This window comes from Microbulbifer mixtoriginis (SeqCode), assembly GCF_052466715.1.
This window is the reverse complement of record NZ_CP174288.1, coordinates 4491601-4508188: the sequence shown is the minus strand read 5'-3', so window position 1 is coordinate 4508188 and position 16588 is coordinate 4491601. Positions and strand designations below refer to the sequence as shown.

Below are 16588 nucleotides of genomic sequence, written 5' to 3'. Positions count from 1 at the left end.
AATCAGCGCATTGGAAAACTAGAATGGAAGTCATGCTACCCGGATAGCTTGTCGCGTAGAAACAATAAAAAGGAGTGAATCAATAAGCTTCGGTTATAAGTAATGGGTTGAACCTCGGATTTTAGGTTATGAATTCAGGGGCTGAGACCTCCACAGGACATAAAAATCTGATGCTGGCCATATTCGGCATTGTATCCGCGCTGTGTTTCTACAAACCCATGTTTTTGCAGGAAATAACGCGTGCGCAGGTTTTCACGAAATACTTGAGCCTGGAGTTGTTTACATCCCCCGGCGACAGCCTTAAGTAAGGTGGCGCCAATACCACAGCCGGTGAACAGTGGGCTAACACAGAGGTGGGCGATGTTATCCCTGTCCACCAGGGTAATAAAAGCCTCCGCAACGGCGCTGTGGCGGCCGGTAAAGACCAGACATTGGTTGGATCGGCGGCAGTCTCTACGAAATTCACTACGGCGCTGCAACCAGAACTGACGGGGCAGCGAAGGGTGTGAATTTGTTACAGCGTGTAGCCAGAGCTGTTCCAGCCTATCCAACTCTTTGAGTTCTGCCATTCGTATCATGGGCATTCCCAAAGTGGATACATGGGCCCAATGCTAGTCAGCTCAAAGAGTAGATCCTAGGAAACATCAAGTTATTAGGATAGAAACTAAAAACAAAGAGGTTTTTTCCTCGTAAAGGCGCCAAAAAACAAAAAAATGTTCTGTCATATCCCACCCTTCTAAGTGGTAAAATACAATCATTCTTATTAACAAAAACAATTACAAATTACTTAGATTCATTGGAGGGTTCATGAAGAGATTTTTCCTGTCGCCAATGGCTTTTGCCCTGGCGGTTGCTGTCGCAGCTCCCAGCCTCGCTGAGGAACGTTTAGAGAGCGTATCCGTTATTGGTAACTCCGATTCTGTCTCCAAGCTGCCGGGCTCCGCGCACCTGGTTGATGCCGAAGAGCTGGCAAAATTCGAGTTTGTGGATATCAACCGTATGATGCGCTCGGTTCCGGGGGTCTACATCCTTGAAGAGGATGGCTACGGCCTGCGCCCGAATATTGGAATTCGCGGTGCCCAGGGTGGGCGCTCCGCCAAAATTTCCCTGATGGAAGATGGAGTCCTGGTGGCTCCAGCACCCTACTCGGCACCGGAAGCGTATTATTTTCCGAGTGCCGGCCGCATGGATGCCATTGAAGTAGTGAAGGGCCCCGCTGCGTTGCAATACGGCCCATTCACCGTGGGTGGTGCGGTAAATATGTTGAGTACCCCCATTCCCACTTTCAGCCAGGGGATGGTGCAGCTGGAAGCCGGTGAATACGGTGAGACCCGTGTGCACGCACACTATGGCACCAGCACAGAAAATACCGGCTGGCTACTGGAGACCCAGCAACAGTATGCCGACGGTTTCCGCGAAATTGATCGATCTGGCAGTGCAGATATCGCCAAAGAAGACTATCTGCTGAAAGGTCGCCTGCAATCCAATGCGGATGCGACCTACCGCCAGCAGTTGGATATAAAGTTGCAGTACTCCGAAGAGGAGTCTGGCATGAGTTATCTGGGCCTAACGGATGCCGACTTTAAGAAAGATCCGAACCGTCGATACGGTATCAGCGCCCTGGATGAAATGCAGAATCGCCACAGCACTATCCAGCTGAACCACAGCATCGAACTGAGTGACAACTTTACCCTGCATACCCAGGCTTACTACAACAAGTTTAAGCGCGACTGGTTCAAGGTCAGCGAGGGGGACTTGATAGATGCTGTTAATACCGGCGGCAGTGTTGATGGAGTTCTAGACCCACAGGCGGTATTGGATGGCACCGAGGATTACACCTTCGGTGTTAAGCACAACAACCGTGAGTACGAGGCCAAGGGCCTGCAGATCAGTGCCGATTGGCGCTTTAGCACTGGCACCGTCGCTCATGAATTAGCCTTCGGTATACGTCAACATCAGGATGAAGTCGACAGATATCAGCCCGTAGAAGTTTTTAATCAGACCGATGGCCAGCTGGTATACGAACGTGTTGAGCTGCCAAGTTCAAGCAATAACCGTGTTGAAGAAGCGGATGCAACTTCGTTCTTTATCTACGACGATATCCAGCTGAACGATAAGCTGACTCTCACCGCTGTTCTTCGCTACGAGGAAATAGAGACCGAGCAGCAGCGCTATAACGACGCAGAGCGTACCGAGAAGGGCAGTTACCGCACCAATCAGGTGGATGAATGGCTGCCAGGTTTGGGGCTTGTTTACCAGGCCAGTGAACAGTGGAGCCTGCTGGCAGGTGTACACCGTGGCTTTGCCCCTCCCGGTGCAGGTGCAGCCGATGGCCAGGGGCCGGAGTTATCCACAAACTATGAATGGGGCGCTCGCTTCGATAACGGCAGCCTGAATGCCGAATTGATCGCCTTCTATAGTGACTATGAAAATGCTGTGCAAAACTGCTCGGTGGCGGTGAAATGCCCCAATGGTGCTGAGAGTGGAACCTACCAGTTGGGTGAAGCAGAAATCAAAGGGCTGGAAGCTACGTTTGGAAGTGAGTGGGTGCTCACAAATGGTTGGATACTACCGGTGCGGGCAACCTATACCTTTACTGATGCAGAAATCAGTGAAGATAGTGACGGCAATGACCTGCTTGCCGGCGATAATCTCGAATATCTGCCGGAAAATGTTTTTGCCGTATCCGCCGGCCTCGACAGCGGTGCAGCCTGGCGTTTAAACCTGACCGCGGCTTACCAGGACGAGATGTGTGTGAATACCGGTTGTAACCGGGGGAATACCGATAAATTCGATTACACAGAGTCTCTGTGGGTTGTGGATGCCGCTGCGCACTACGATTTCAGCGCAGACCTGACCGGTTACCTGAAAGTGGATAACCTGTTTGATGAGCAGGTGATTATCAGCCGCAGTCCCGATGGTGCCCGCGCCAACCGGCCGCGCACCGCCACACTGGGTATGAAATACGTTTTCTAATCCCACAGAGTGACAGAGCACTCAATTAGAAACCCCGGCTTTCGCCGGGGTTTCTTTTATAGCGAATAGATGCACGCTACCAGCGGCTGCCGCCCAGGTGGACAAAGTGAGCCTTAAGGTAGTTGGTCTCAGGAATTGCCGGATGTATTGGATGGTCTGCGCCCTGGCCACCGCTGGCGAGTATTGAAGCTCTACGGCCCAATCGGTGCGCCGCACCGCGTACACAATCGAGCAGTTCCTCTGATTGAAGATGCATAGAACAGGAAGCACTTACTAACAAGCCGTCCTCTGACAATAAACGCATAGCCAGTTCGTTTATGTGGCGGTAAGCGGCAAGGCCGGCCTTGTGATCTTTGCGTCTTTTAATAAATGCGGGGGGATCGAGCACTATGACATCAAACTTCTCGCCCTCGGCCACCATGGCCTTCAGAACCTCTAGCGCCTTACCTTGCACGGTATCCAGTCTGTCGGCAAAGCCGTTATGCTGTGCATTCAATTGACACCAGTCCAGGGCCTGCTGCGAGGCATCTACACAAACCGCGTGGCTGGCGTCGTTGGCCAGAGCCTGGATTCCCCAGCCGCCCGCATAGGAGAAAAGGTCCAACACACGCTTCCCTCGTACCCAGCGGTTTAACAGGCGGCGGTTTTCGCGGTGATCGTAGAACCAACCGGTTTTTTGCCCCTGATGAACTGGCGCCAAAAGCGGAACGCCATTTTCCTCAAAGGGCACTAGTTCTGGCACTTCTCCGTAAGCAATCTGGTTAATGAGGGGCATATTCTCAACTGCACGGCCCTGGTGATCATTGCGCAGTAAAATTCCTGTAGGTTGAGTCAGCTCGATTAACTTATCCACAACCACCTGTTGGTAGCGATCCATGCCCCAGTTGCTGACTTGTACGACTAGATGATCGTTAAAGCGATCAACGACCAGCCCCGGTAGGGCATCGGAATCTCCGTAAACCATACGGTAGCTGGGGTGGTCGAAGTAGCGTTGCCGCTGTAGCAATGCGGTTTGCAAGCGCTCACCAATGTCGTCTTCGGAAAAATTGTCCTTGCGGCTCAATAGACGGGCGCAGATTAATTGGCTGGGGTTGACCCAGGCTGTGCCCAGAAGTTTACCCTGACTATCCAGAACCTGGCACTGGCTCCCCGCTTCCAAGCCTTTCAGCGGGGAGCGCTTGGTGTCCACCTCATTACTGTATATCCACAGGTGGCCGCGCTTTAAACGGCGCTCTGCGCCGCGATTCAATATTAATTCCGCCAATTGGGGTCTCCGTAAGCTGGGGTGATTCGCGGAGGCAATTGTGCTTGGCTCGGGGGATAGGTCAAGGATTTCGAGTCTTTGTGGATAAACAGGATCGATGTGCAGTGATCAAAGGGCAAAGTACGAGTAAAAGTGTGAATAACTAGCTACTGGGTCATTTTGTGGATAACCCACAGGAATTCAGATATCCAGTAAGCAGAGTAGCTCACTAGGATGTGAGCACTTACAAACATAATGTATTCTTCGACAATAAATGTAGTCACAACCTCTGCAGGAGGATGGGTGTTTAGCAGAAATGGTTGGTAAAGTGTGAATTAATCGGCAGAATTTACCGCCAAGATAAAATTGTGCCTTGTTGGCGTTGTGGAAAACTCTATCAATGAAATTGACTCAGGACCAGTCTATTCAAATTGCCATGTTTATCTATCCGGGCGCTTCCAGCTTGGATGTGACTGGGCCACTGGAGGTTTTTGCTCTGGCCAATCATCTCCTCCGTGAGGAGGGGCGTTACCCTTCTGACTTTTACAAAATCCAGTTATTGGCTGAAGAATCCGGGCTGGTACAGATGGGCACGGGTGTGAAGCTGTATGCGGATTGTGGATATCGTGAGGTGAAAGATATCCACACCCTGTTGATGAGTGGTGGGCCGCCTGGAAGTTATAAAGCCCTCTATTCCCAAACAGATATTCTCGACTGGCTGTGTGAACAAAAACAGGTGGTTAAACGGATGGGCTCAATTTGTAATGGTGCTTTGATTTTGGCTAAGGCTGGGGTGCTGGCTGGTCATAAAGCAACTACCCATTGGGCAAATGTGGATGAGCTAGGACAGTTTGCCGATATTGAAGTAGACCCTGATGCGATTTATGTATGTGATGATCATATTTATACCTCGGCCGGTATTACCGCGGGTATTGATCTCGCTCTGGCGTTAGTGGAGGAAGATCACGGGCGTAGTTTGGCACTGGCAATCGCCAAACTAATGGTCCTCTATCTCAAGCGAGATGGCGGCCAGCGGCAATACAGCAGCCACTTGATGAATCAGCAACAGAGTGATCGCTTTGCCAGGCTTGTGGAGTGGATTTACCAAAATTTAAATCAGTCTCTCACAGTAGAAAAATTGGCACAGGAATCTGCTATGAGTCCCCGTAATTTTTCTCGCTGCTTTCTCAAGGAGCTGGGAGTGACCCCAGCGCGCTTTGTCGAAAATATCCGTGTGGAAAAAGCCTGCCAATTGTTGTCTGAACAAAACCTGTCGCAGGAAAAAATAGCCTGTCTATGTGGCTTTCAATCTCAGGAGCAATTGAGACGCACGTTTCGAAGACATAAAGGCATACTTCCCAGTGAGTTTCGTCGGCGATTTCATTAAATAAAACTACAAAGGCAAACTCATAATCCATCGTGAAATAATATTATTTTGTGTTCGGCTGTGTTCAATTGAGAATTAAATGAATTATTGGCCTTTTGATAATTTTTTAATTCTCCTGAATGACTGCTTTTTCAACTAAAAAAGATGAATAGTTACAGTATGGGAAAAACACTTTCTTAGATTGCTCCCCAATTAAAATGTCAGAATTCGTCGTAAGTGTGTCTCTTGTTCCAATAGCTGCAATGTAATAATTCTAGGTTCAAAATTTTTAGGTACGTGTTAACCGTTAGATCTCACAGATATGGCTTAGGGGCTAAATAGATAGATCAGATGAAAAATAAAAAGTTTGTGTTGGGTATCTTTGCCCTGCTGTCTTGTATTGGCTATTTGCTCTGGCCGGTTTATCAATTTTATGCCTGGTCTCTGGATTCGTTACCACTTAGTCCATTTGGTTGGCAGTCGTTAGCCACCGAGGCACCATCGACACAAAAGCTTTACCAAAAAGAGCTGCAACCGGCAGCAGATCAGTCGCTTAAAGCCATTGAAAAGCATCGCCAGAAGATTGGTTCTCCTGCAATTTCTGCTGCAGTCTCGACTTGTGGCAAGCTTGTTTGGGCTGGCGCATCTGGATGGGCAGATTTGGAAGAGCAAATACCTGTTACCACTGAGACACGTTTTCGTATCGGCAGTACCTCTAAGGCTCTGACTGGAACAGCTCTGGCGCGCTTGGCACAGAAGGGAAGTGTTGACCTTGACAGTTCAATATCAAACTACCTAGAAGCATTGCCCAATCCGGAATGGGCAGAGATAACTCCACGCCAGTTGGCCTCTCATATGTCGGGTTTACCACATTATAAGAGGAATTCTGATTGGCTTGGTTTGTATAAGACACTGGCACTGGACACTCATTACGAGAGTATGTACCAGGCCCTGGAAATTTTTGACAATAGTGAATTGTTATTCCAACCAGGCACAAATTTTTATTACAGCACCTTGGGGACTGTTCTTCTGGGAGCAGTTCTGGCTGGTTCAGAGCAAAAAAGCTATTTGAATGTGATGGAAGACGAAGTCTTTATTCCTGCCGGAATGAAAAATACTGAGGTCTCTCCATTAAATGGCAATATGGAAAGAAATATTGCCCGTTTCTATAAAAGTAATGGTTTAAGCGGGGATGAACTTCGCCTGCGTGAATGGCGACCGGTGGATTTAAGTCATCGTCTGCCGGGAGGTGGTTTTATTTCCACACCCACTGACCTGGTAAAGCTTGGTGCACACTATCTCGACGACAACTTTTTAGCTGCTGAAACCCGGGAAGTTTTTTGGTCCCCACAAAAGCTTGCTAATGGAGAGGTCAATAAGCAGCACTATGCGTTGGGTTGGCGGTACCGAGAACAAGAAATTCCATCTGTGGGAATAGTGCGTCATGCTAATCATGGTGGTGTCAGCCGCGGCAGTCAAAGTTGGTTGATGATTATGCCGGATCACAACCTGTCAGTGGCAGTAAATATCAATCGTAAAACAAAAGCTTTTTGGGATTTTGGTCGTATCTCAATGGATATTGCTGAAGCTTTTATTCGGCAACAGGGTAAATTACGTTGTAAATAAAAAAACCGGCCAAGACTAATACCTCGGCCGGTTTCAAAAAATTACCCCCCCTCTGTCAATCATTGGAGGGAATGGCTTTCTATTGGGTATTCACCATTACTTCGGTTTCGGCAAATACTTCTTGGCCGTTGCCATAGCTAAGAATTCCCAAGGCACGGGAGCCAGGAGCAAGATCCTTCCACTCCAGTTTAATATTACCGTTGGTGCTCACTTGAGCTTGAGAGGGCGCAGTTAGCTGGGTATTACCGTTATCACCGTTTAGATTGAAATTAAAAAGAGTAAACGGTGTGGAGCCCGCCGCAGAAGCATAGTCCACTACATGCACCTCATACTGGCCAGGGAGGGGATTGACCATAGTGACTGACTCTGCAGAAGTCGGAGATGTACTGTCGTCTACCTCAGATCCGTTAGGACCAGGACCGTAGACGACTATATCAAGATCATCGCTGCCACTACCATCACCCACATCGGCATCAAACAGGGCGATACGGGCTAACTCAGTACCCTCAGGGATATCAAAATAGATCACTTGAGTAGCCTGATCCTCGACACTGCTGGCTACTGCCACAGCTTCAGCCAGGCCGCTAATGCTGGCTTGGAAATTTCCGCTATAGCCAAATACCACTTCCTGGTCAAGAACACCTTCAGTACCCATGATGTTTATGAACTCAGAAGTAGACAGCGGAACGGGCCTCACAGCAATTGGGCTGCGTACATCCTGGCGAGAACCAACGGATTTCCAGGTTAAGTCACCGAAGACCCACTTATTTAGAATTGCAGTGTCAGTGGCACTAAAGGTGACCTCGAATTCTGCGCTTTCTCCTTCCCTAAGGCGTAGGATTTTTGGGTGGACATCTACTTCAATACCTTCTGGTGCATTAACCGATGCCCAGTACCACCTCTTTCCTGGGGCCACGCTGGTCACACGGCGTTTCACGGTCTGGGTTCCGACTAGTTCACCTATGCCGATTGACGGCAGATTGAGATCGCTGGAGTCCAGGGAGTAATCCATGGATACCAATTCTTCACAGGTTGCAGGCTCTAGAATCTGCTCCTGGAACTCGGCACCACATAGAAATGCCAAATAATCATTAAGCCCTGCATCGTAGACTAGACCTGGACGGAAAGCTGCGGAAGGTACGATCGCGCCAGCACCAAAATCAAATGGGTCTGCGGCTTCAGGACCGAAGGACTTCAGCAGGTCGGTGCGTGCAGTGGTCATCAGTGCGGACTTGGCCATTGCTGGGGACCACTCAGGGCGGGCTTGCTTAAGAAGAGCCATAATGCCGGCTACATGAGGGCTGGCCATGGAGGTACCGTTTAATGATTCAAATAGGCTACCACCACTCAATACCGGTGAGGTACCTGCGAGGATACCGACCCCCGGTGCTGCGACATCCGGTTTAATAATATCCGGTGCACCAACGTTATGGCCGCGGGAGGAGAATTCTGCAACTCGATCCTCACGGGATACCTGTAGCTCCGGATCAAGAATTCCGCTAACACCAGCGGTAGAGGCAATAAGCTCACCGTCTTTGTAGCGGATCATTACGCCTGGGATAGTGGTATCCGGAGCAGACATTGAGAGTGGATCCATACGGCCATCGTCAGCCCCATCGTTGTACACCACTATAGCCACAGCCCCCGCATCAGCGACATTGTTGTATTTACTTGTGAAAGAGCAGCTGCCGCGTTTTACCAGGGCAATTTTACCTTCCATAACTTCGGGGTTTTCCAGCGCGGAACAGGCTTCCAAGGGCTCGCTTACAACGATAGGTCCTGACAAAAGGCCACTATCCTCAAGGGAGACAGGTCCACCACCTTCCATCAGTTCATAGGTACCAGCAATAGCCTTGGGTGCATCGACTTGGAGCACAGTTGCGAAGCTTTGGTCATCCTCAGATGCTGCTACTGCAGTGATCCATGGAACGCCGGAGGGTGTACCCATAGTACGTGGGCCGGGACCGTCATTGCCTGCGGAAGTGGCGACAAAGACGCCTGCATCGGCGGCAAATAGGAAGGACAAATCACGACCACGAGTAAATACCGTGCTTTCTCCACCTACAGAGAAGTTGATTACGTCGACTCCATCAGCGACAGCCTCGTCAATGGCCGCCATAGAATCAGATGAGTAACAGCCGCTTCTATCCGGATCTGATGCGTCCCAGCACACTTTATATGCAGCAATTCGTGCTCTGGGAGCCATACCAGTTAGGGTTTGGCCATCTGGAGTTGGTACTCCATAGTTACCGCCGGCGGTGGTGGCAGTATGGGTTCCGTGACCGTCAGCATCTCGGGCGGACATAAACTCATAGTCTGCCAGAGTGTTGTTGGTAAGGAAGGAGGTGTTGAAGGCTTTGGCCTTGATCAATTTATTATTACAGGTAAAGGCGGCATCATCTGGATTGAATTCGCTATTACCAAAATCACAGCCTTCGCCGGTAAAGGATTCTGGAATTGGCCCGTAGGGAATATCGACTCCTCGATTGCCCCGACGTGGCGTTGGTGTGTCGGCAAGGCTTGGATGCTCGGGGTGAATCCCTGAGTCAATTACACCAATAACAATATCTTCACCAGTGATACCCCAGAGCCAGGGACTGGGTATTTGGGTCAATCCGAGAAAGTCCGCAGTGGAATCTGTGTGCATCTTGAGCAGTTCATCTTCCCAAACACCCTTTACATCTTTGTGAGCGCGTAGAGCTTCAGCTTCTTTCTCACTCATTACTGCGGCAAATCCATTAAAGGCTGCTTCGTACTCATGTACTTTTCGGGCCTTAGGAACTGCGGAGAGAACTTGTTGGCGACGTGTTTTCAAGAAGTTGGCGTAGTGGCGATAACTGCTACTACGGGGATCTAGTTTGCGCTTTAGGGCCGGCTTAGTGGCAGAGAGGCCTGGAATAGTGCCGCGATAGGCAGATAGAGGTTCACCATCCAGTTGAACAATAAATACTCTTTTTTGTTTTTCCAGATTGGGCAAGTGTGTACCGTCAGGTGTATCTGCAAAGCTGCTAGCTGATGCCAGCAGCCCCGCCAAAAGCGAGGAAATAATTTTTCTTTTCATCGTAAACTCCCATTTTATTTTTTTTAGCAGACGGGATTTCGAGAGAAAAAAATATTCCAATAACAGAAAACCTATAAAAATATTTTATAAATTAAGTTATTGGAAACAACTTTTTTCAAACTGTGATCATTTCTGGCCTGAGCAACAACTTACAAACCAAAAAGGAGAGGCTCGCCTTGCTCATTAGCTTTTAAAGGAAAATGGCGTGCGATTCAATGAAGTGCTTCAAAATAAAAAAATTAGACGAAAATCTAACATGAGATTGTATGAAAGTCAGTTAATCTATTATTGATAGAAAGGGGTGTTAAGTAATATTTCAAATAGAAAAATTACAAATACAAATTTGTAAATTAATTCTGTAAAACAAATCTGCTAAATTGCGCTAAATCATTAAATACGATGGTATTGGATAGGCGTGAATTTGGTTTTTGGAATAATTGTTGCATTGTTAATTCACCCTCCCCAGATTTGAGCAGTACGGGTTTGCAATCTTTTTGTAACGCTAGTTTTAGGTCTGCTAGTTTGTCACCAACTAGATAGCAGCCATGCAAGCTGGTGTCGAATTCCGCTTCGATGGCATCCAGCAGGCCCGCCTGGGGTTTGCGGCAACGGCAGTTGTCTTCGGGCCCATGGGGGCAGTAGAAAATCGCGGCAATTTCACCGCCTGCATCCTCTACCTGGGAACGCATCTTGGCGTGTATCGCCTCCAAGTCATCCAAGTCAAACTGGCCCAGGGCCAGGCCGCTCTGGTTGGTGGCAATCACCAGTTGGTGGCCAGCCTGACTGAGCGCAGCCAGCGCTTCAATACTGCCGGGCAGGGGCTGCCATTCGTCTGCGGATTTTACGAACTGGTTGGGGTTTTGATTAATGACCCCATCGCGGCCAAGAAGAATTATTGCCATGTCGATTCGCCTGTTTCGTTGAGGCGGGGCGCAGAGCCCCGCTTCAAGTCGCTATTACTTGGCTGGAACCAACAGGGAGATGTCGGCAACTTCGAGGAACAGTGCACGCAGCTGGGCCAGTAGGGCCAGGCGGTTGTTGCGCAGTTGCTCGTCGTCACTCATTACCATCACATGGTCGAAGAAGTTGTCCACGGTTTCACGCAGGCCCGCCAGGCCGGCGAGTCCTTCGGCGAAAAGCGCATCGCTATACAGCGGTTCAACTTCTGTGCGGGCAACCTGTACTGCGGCGAACAGGGCTTTCTCCGCTTCCTCCTGCAATAGTGCTTCATCGACACTGCTGGGCACTGTGCCATCCAGCTTGGCAAGGATATTGGAAACGCGTTTGTTCGCGGCGGCCAAAGCCCCGGATTCTGGCAGCTGGCTGAAGGCGTTAACCGCGTGCACACGGTTGTCGATATCCAGCGGGCGCGACAGCTTACGCGCGGCAACAGACATAAATACCTCGGCGGCAATGCCCTGATCCTCGTAGCGGGCGCGGAAGCGCTCCAGTACATACTGCAAAGTCTGCTCTACCACTTTGTCATATTCACCCAGGGCGGTGCGCGGGTAGTTGTCGCGGGCCAATTCCAGCAATTCGCGCAGGTCCAGGTCGAGGCGCTTCTCTACGAGAATGCGGATGATCCCCAGGCTGGCGCGGCGCAGGGCGAAGGGGTCGCGGGAGCCGCTGGGGGGTTGGCCTATGCCGAAGATGCCGACCAAAGTATCCAGGCGATCCGCCAGGGCGATTACAGTGCCGGTGTCGCTGGCGGGCAGCTCGTCGCCGGCAAACTTGGGCATATACTGCTCGTACATGGCCTTGGCCACATCCAACGGCTCGCCGTCATTTTCGGCGTAGTAGTAGCCGGCGATGCCCTGCATATCGGCAAACTCGAACACCATCTCGGTAACCAGGTCCGACTTGCACAGGCGGCCGGCGCGCTCGGCCCAGTCGCCGTTGCTTCCGGTTTTCTCAGCGATGGTGCGGGCCAGGGCGGCTACCCGTTCAGTCTTGTCGTAGACGCTACCCAGGTGCTGCTGGAACACGATTTGGCGCAGTTTCTCGCGGCGTGATTCCAGGCTGGTCTTTTTGTCGGTCTCAAAGAAGAAGGCAGCATCTGCCAGGCGCGGACGGATTACGCGCTCATTGCCGTGGATAACCTGGGCGGCATCCTGGCTCTCGATATTGGACACGGTGATAAAGAAAGGCAGCAATTGGCCATCTTCATCTACCACATGGAAATATTTCTGGTGCTCCTTCATGGAGGAGATCAGGGCTTCAGCGGGTACTTCCAGGAAGCGCTCTTCGAAGCGGCCGGTGAGGGCGACAGGCCATTCAACCAGTGCAGTCACTTCGTCGAGCAGATCGTCATCGATGACCGCTTCACCATTGACGTTGTTGGCTTCGGCGATCACCTGGGCGCGAATGGCTTCGCGGCGCTCGGCGAAGTCAGCCATTACGTAGCCGGGTTCGCGCAGAACCTGTGCATAGTCGTGGGCGGAGTGGATCTCCAGCTCGCGATTGCAGTGGAAGCGGTGGCCGCGGCTGGTGTTACCGGCTTTTAAGCCGAGTACTTCACCGTTGACTACCCTGTTGCCAAACAGCATGACGAGCCAGTGCACCGGGCGCACGAACTCCTCGCGGCGCGCACCCCAGCGCATTCGCTTGGGAATTGGAAGTTGCGCCAATGCCTTCTCGACAATGCCCGCTAACAGGGATTCGGTTTCAGCGCCTTTTTGCTCGCTGATAAAGGCCAGGCGCTCGCCTTTGTCGGTCTCTTTGCGTCCCAGCTCTTCAACAGTTACGCCGTTGCTGCGGGCGAACCCCTCAGCGGCCTTGCTGGGCTTACCCTCTTTATCGAAAGCGGCTTTGACAGCCGGGCCCAGCTTTTCAATTTGTTTGTCCTGCTGCTTATCTGCCAAACCGAATACTGCTACGGCCAGGCGACGGGGGGCTGCGTAGGCTTTAACTTCGCCAAAAGACAACTCGGCGCCTTTGAGGCCCTGGGTAATACCATCGGCGAAAGCGCTCATTAATTTGTGTAACGCCTTGGGCGGCAGCTCTTCGGTGCCCAGCTCTACCAGAAAATCCTGAGCCATTACTGCTTCTCCTCTTGCTCGATGTCTTCCGCCAAAATATCTGCCCGCAGTGCTTCATCTGCCATGGGGAAGCCTAAGGCGCGGCGCGCATCGTAATAAGCCTGTGCCACGGCGCGGGCCAGGGTTCGTACGCGCAGGATATAGCGCTGGCGCTCAGTCACTGAGATGGCGTGGCGCGCATCCAGAAGGTTGAAGGCGTGAGAGGCCTTCATAACTTGCTCGTAAGCGGGCAGCGGCAGGCCCAGCTCAATCAGGCGTGTGCTCTCGCGCTCACAGTGATCGAAGGTCGCGAACAGGAACTCCACATCGGCGTGTTCAAAGTTGTAGTGGGACATTTCCACTTCGTTCTGATGGAAAACGTCGCCGTAGGTGACGGGGCTGCCATCCGGGTTGCGGGTCCACACTAAATCGTAGATGGACTCGACACCTTGCAGATACATGGCGATACGCTCAAGACCGTAGGTGATCTCGCCGGTAACTGGGTAGCACTCGAGGCCGCCCACCTGCTGGAAGTAGGTGAACTGGGTAACTTCCATACCATTCAGCCAAACTTCCCAGCCGAGGCCCCAGGCGCCCAGGGTTGGGGATTCCCAGTTGTCCTCAACAAAGCGAATATCGTGGACAGCGGGATCTACGCCCATGGCGCGAAGGCTATCGAGGTACAATTCCTGGATATTGTCCGGGGATGGCTTCATCACTACTTGGTATTGGTAGTAGTGCTGCAGGCGGTTGGGGTTCTCGCCGTAGCGGCCATCGGTGGGGCGGCGGCAGGGCTGTACATAAGCCGCGTTCCAGTTTTCCGGGCCTATGGCGCGCAGGAAAGTGGCCGGATGAAAGGTGCCGGCGCCCACTTCCATATCCAGAGGCTGTAGAATGACGCACCCTTGGCGCGCCCAATAATCCTGTAGGGCAAAAATAAGTCCCTGGAAGGTACTGAGATCGTATTGCTTGGACACCGCTATCTCCGGATCAGTATCTGCTGTGGGCAAAGGGACGCAATTATAGCGGCAGCGACTGCTGCGCTTAAAGCGCTATAGCCGCGTCAAGGGGTTTCAATGGCCATACTTGGGCAACACGACCACTTTAAAGTGGTTTTTGTATAGGAAGTAGTGAGTGGATATTAAGGGGCGCCTTGCTGTAGGAGCACTGAAAATCATCGGCAAATTGCCGTTGCACTGGTCGCGGCGATTGGGTTGGTTTGCTGGCAAAATGGCTGTGTGGACTCGTTCCGAAGGCCTGCGCCTGAGCCGCATTAATCTCAAACTCTGCTATCCGGCAATGGACCCCAAACAGCGTGAAAAGCTGGCGAGGGAGAGTGTGATCAACACGGCCATGGCGGGTTTTGAGATGGCGTCACTGTGGAATACGCCCTGGGCAAAAAATGAAAATGCCATTGTTCGTGTGCGCAATCAGCAGTTACTCAACGCCGGTGAGACCGATGGGCGCGGCACCATTGTCTTAATGCCACATACTGGCAACTGGGAAATATTCGGCCTGTATGTGGGTACCTTGTCCCCCTGTGCTGTACTTTACCAGCCTCCTAAAATAGAAGCCCTGGACCCGGTGATTCGCAGCGGGCGCGAAGTAACTGGCGGCAAGATGGTGCCCACCAATGTGCACGGTGTACGCGCGCTGCTTAAATCATTGAAAGCGGGAGATTTAGCCCTGATTCTTCCCGACCAGGAACCGGATATGGGCGGTGACTTTGCCCCGTTTTTTGGGCGCCCGGCCCTGACGATGACCCTGGTGCATAATCTGATACAGCGCACCAAGTGCCATGTGGTTTTTGGGTTTGGCAAGCGTGTAGAAGGCGGTTTTGAGCTGGTTTTTGTCCCCGCAGAAAAAGCGATTTACAGCGAAGAACAAAAAGTATCCCTGGCGGCGATGAACCGCGGTGTGGAGGCCTGCATCGCCCAGGCGCCGGAGCAGTATCAGTGGGAATACAAGCGCTTTCGCAGACAGCCGGAAGGCAAGAGTAAAATTTACCGCAAACAAACATAGGGGCCTGAGCGGCCCCTATGTCTATCGGCATCTAGGTAAAATTTACGTCGCGTGGCGAAATGCCACAATTACCGGCATACACGCGGCGCGCCAGGCGGGGAAAAAACCACTGACAAAGCCGATTACCAGCGCCAACACGGCGCCCTGCACGAACAGGTCTGGGGACATCTCAAAACTGAACACCACCTGGGTAAAACTGCCGCCCAGGGTTGAGGTATTTAGGCCGTCGAAGAACAAGTAGGCGGCCAATGACCCCAGTAGTCCACCGGCCACCGCCAGTACCATCGCTTCAGCAATCGTGCCGCAGAAAGCGGAAAAATTACTGAAGCCGAGGGCGCGCAGGGTGGCAATTTCCTTGGCACGGTCCGCCACTGAGGTGTACATGGTATTGAGTGCTCCAGCCAGGGCACCGAGGGCCATCACCGCACTGATAATCCAGCCAAAGGTGGCGATGTACTGCAGTTGTTTACCCTGACTGGCGAAGTATTCTCGCTCGGTCTGCGCTTCGAGATTAAGGCGCGGTTCCCGCGCAATGGTTTCCTTGACCGATGCCAGGCCGTCGTCATTGTCCAGTTGCAAGCGAATGGACTGATAACTGCTGCCACGGTTGTAATGGCTCTGGATTGTTTTGATATCTGCCCACAGCTCACTTTCAAAAATATTGCCCCCTGTGGAAAAAACTCCGACAACTGTCCACAGGTTTTTACCAAAGCGCACTTCCTTGCCAATCTCGAAACCGCTGAATTCCCGCAGGACACCTTCGCCGACAATCATTTCATTGGTTCCGGGAACAAACATACGGCCTTCGGTTAAGTGCATGTTGGTGCGCATGGCCATACCGGTTTGGTTGAGTCCGCGCAGGGGGATATTGGCCTCGGTACCACTGGACTTTTTGATACCATCCACAATGACATAGAGTTCCGGTGAAACCTGTGGGCCGTTGGCGTCCCGGGCGACTCCGGCAGATTCGCTAACCAGGTTGACCTGATCCTGCAGGATCACCGAGTTGAGCTCGGTGGAGGAACCCTCGCGCATCAGGATGGCGATTTGGTTGGAGCCGGCGCCGCGCATAGTTTCTTCGAAGCCTTTGGCCATGGCGAGAAATGCCAGCAGTATTGCCACCACCACCGCCGAGGCCAGTACCATCGCCAGTGACATCCACAGGCGCCGGCGCAGGCTGCCCAGGTTCATCAGGGTCACTGAAATAATTTGTGCAATTAGAGAGCCCATTGGCTTTCCTCCGGTTGGGCTTGATCAATCGGGCACCTACAGTTGTT

At 51.7% G+C, this 16588-nt stretch carries 11 protein-coding genes; 4 read left to right on the top strand and 7 right to left on the bottom strand.

Annotated elements, in window-relative coordinates; translation table 11 throughout:
- Positions 1 to 134: 134 nt before the first annotated feature.
- Positions 135 to 578 carry a GNAT family N-acetyltransferase gene (locus tag ACJJH9_RS19975; RefSeq protein WP_444923795.1) on the bottom strand — a complete coding sequence of 148 codons (444 nt, stop codon included), beginning with the start codon at positions 576 to 578 and terminating at the stop codon, positions 135 to 137.
- A 229-nt stretch (positions 579 to 807) separates the two neighbouring features.
- On the opposite strand from ACJJH9_RS19975, the gene ACJJH9_RS19970 reads away from it, so the two are divergent.
- Complete coding sequence (locus ACJJH9_RS19970) at positions 808 to 2976, top strand: TonB-dependent receptor family protein (protein WP_444923794.1); 2169 nt, start codon at positions 808 to 810, stop codon at positions 2974 to 2976.
- 76 nt (positions 2977 to 3052) lie between these two features.
- Here the strand turns inward: ACJJH9_RS19970 and ACJJH9_RS19965 are convergent, their stop codons facing one another.
- Positions 3053 to 4240: a class I SAM-dependent rRNA methyltransferase gene (locus ACJJH9_RS19965; RefSeq protein ID WP_444923793.1), complete on the bottom strand. Its 1188-nt coding sequence runs from the start codon at positions 4238 to 4240 to the stop codon at positions 3053 to 3055.
- 379 nt (positions 4241 to 4619) lie between these two features.
- Between ACJJH9_RS19965 and ACJJH9_RS19960 the strand changes: the two genes are divergently transcribed.
- Together ACJJH9_RS19960 and ACJJH9_RS19955 are read left to right on the top strand one after the other, a co-directional pair.
- Positions 4620 to 5606: a GlxA family transcriptional regulator gene (locus ACJJH9_RS19960; protein WP_444923792.1), complete on the top strand. Its 987-nt coding sequence runs from the start codon at positions 4620 to 4622 to the stop codon at positions 5604 to 5606.
- A gap of 330 nt (positions 5607 to 5936) precedes the next feature.
- Complete coding sequence (locus tag ACJJH9_RS19955; protein ID WP_444923791.1) at positions 5937 to 7211, top strand: serine hydrolase domain-containing protein; 1275 nt, start codon at positions 5937 to 5939, stop codon at positions 7209 to 7211.
- A gap of 79 nt (positions 7212 to 7290) precedes the next feature.
- On the opposite strand, the gene ACJJH9_RS19950 is transcribed toward ACJJH9_RS19955, so the two are convergent.
- The 4 genes from ACJJH9_RS19950 to glyQ all read right to left on the bottom strand — a co-directional run bounded on the left by ACJJH9_RS19950 (position 7291) and on the right by glyQ (position 14266).
- Entirely contained in the window at positions 7291 to 10272 is a 2982-nt protein-coding gene (locus ACJJH9_RS19950; protein ID WP_444923790.1) for a S8 family serine peptidase, read from the bottom strand.
- A gap of 350 nt (positions 10273 to 10622) precedes the next feature.
- A complete protein-coding gene (gene gmhB, locus ACJJH9_RS19945) occupies positions 10623 to 11174 on the bottom strand; it encodes a D-glycero-beta-D-manno-heptose 1,7-bisphosphate 7-phosphatase (RefSeq protein WP_444923789.1) in 552 nt (183 codons plus the stop codon).
- A 54-nt stretch (positions 11175 to 11228) separates the two neighbouring features.
- Positions 11229 to 13310: a glycine--tRNA ligase subunit beta gene (glyS, locus tag ACJJH9_RS19940; protein WP_444923788.1), complete on the bottom strand. Its 2082-nt coding sequence runs from the start codon at positions 13308 to 13310 to the stop codon at positions 11229 to 11231.
- A complete protein-coding gene (glyQ, locus tag ACJJH9_RS19935) occupies positions 13310 to 14266 on the bottom strand; it encodes a glycine--tRNA ligase subunit alpha (RefSeq protein ID WP_282930551.1) in 957 nt (318 codons plus the stop codon). Before glyQ ends, glyS begins: the two co-directional genes overlap by 1 nt.
- 157 nt (positions 14267 to 14423) lie before the next feature.
- On the opposite strand from glyQ, the gene ACJJH9_RS19930 reads away from it, so the two are divergent.
- Positions 14424 to 15311 carry a lysophospholipid acyltransferase family protein gene (locus ACJJH9_RS19930; RefSeq protein WP_444923787.1) on the top strand — a complete coding sequence of 296 codons (888 nt, stop codon included), beginning with the start codon at positions 14424 to 14426 and terminating at the stop codon, positions 15309 to 15311.
- Positions 15312 to 15353: 42 nt separating this feature from the next.
- Here ACJJH9_RS19930 and ACJJH9_RS19925 read toward each other — a convergent pair whose 3' ends face one another.
- Entirely contained in the window at positions 15354 to 16541 is a 1188-nt protein-coding gene (locus ACJJH9_RS19925; RefSeq protein ID WP_444923786.1) for an ABC transporter permease, read from the bottom strand.
- Positions 16542 to 16588: the final 47 nt, after the last annotated feature.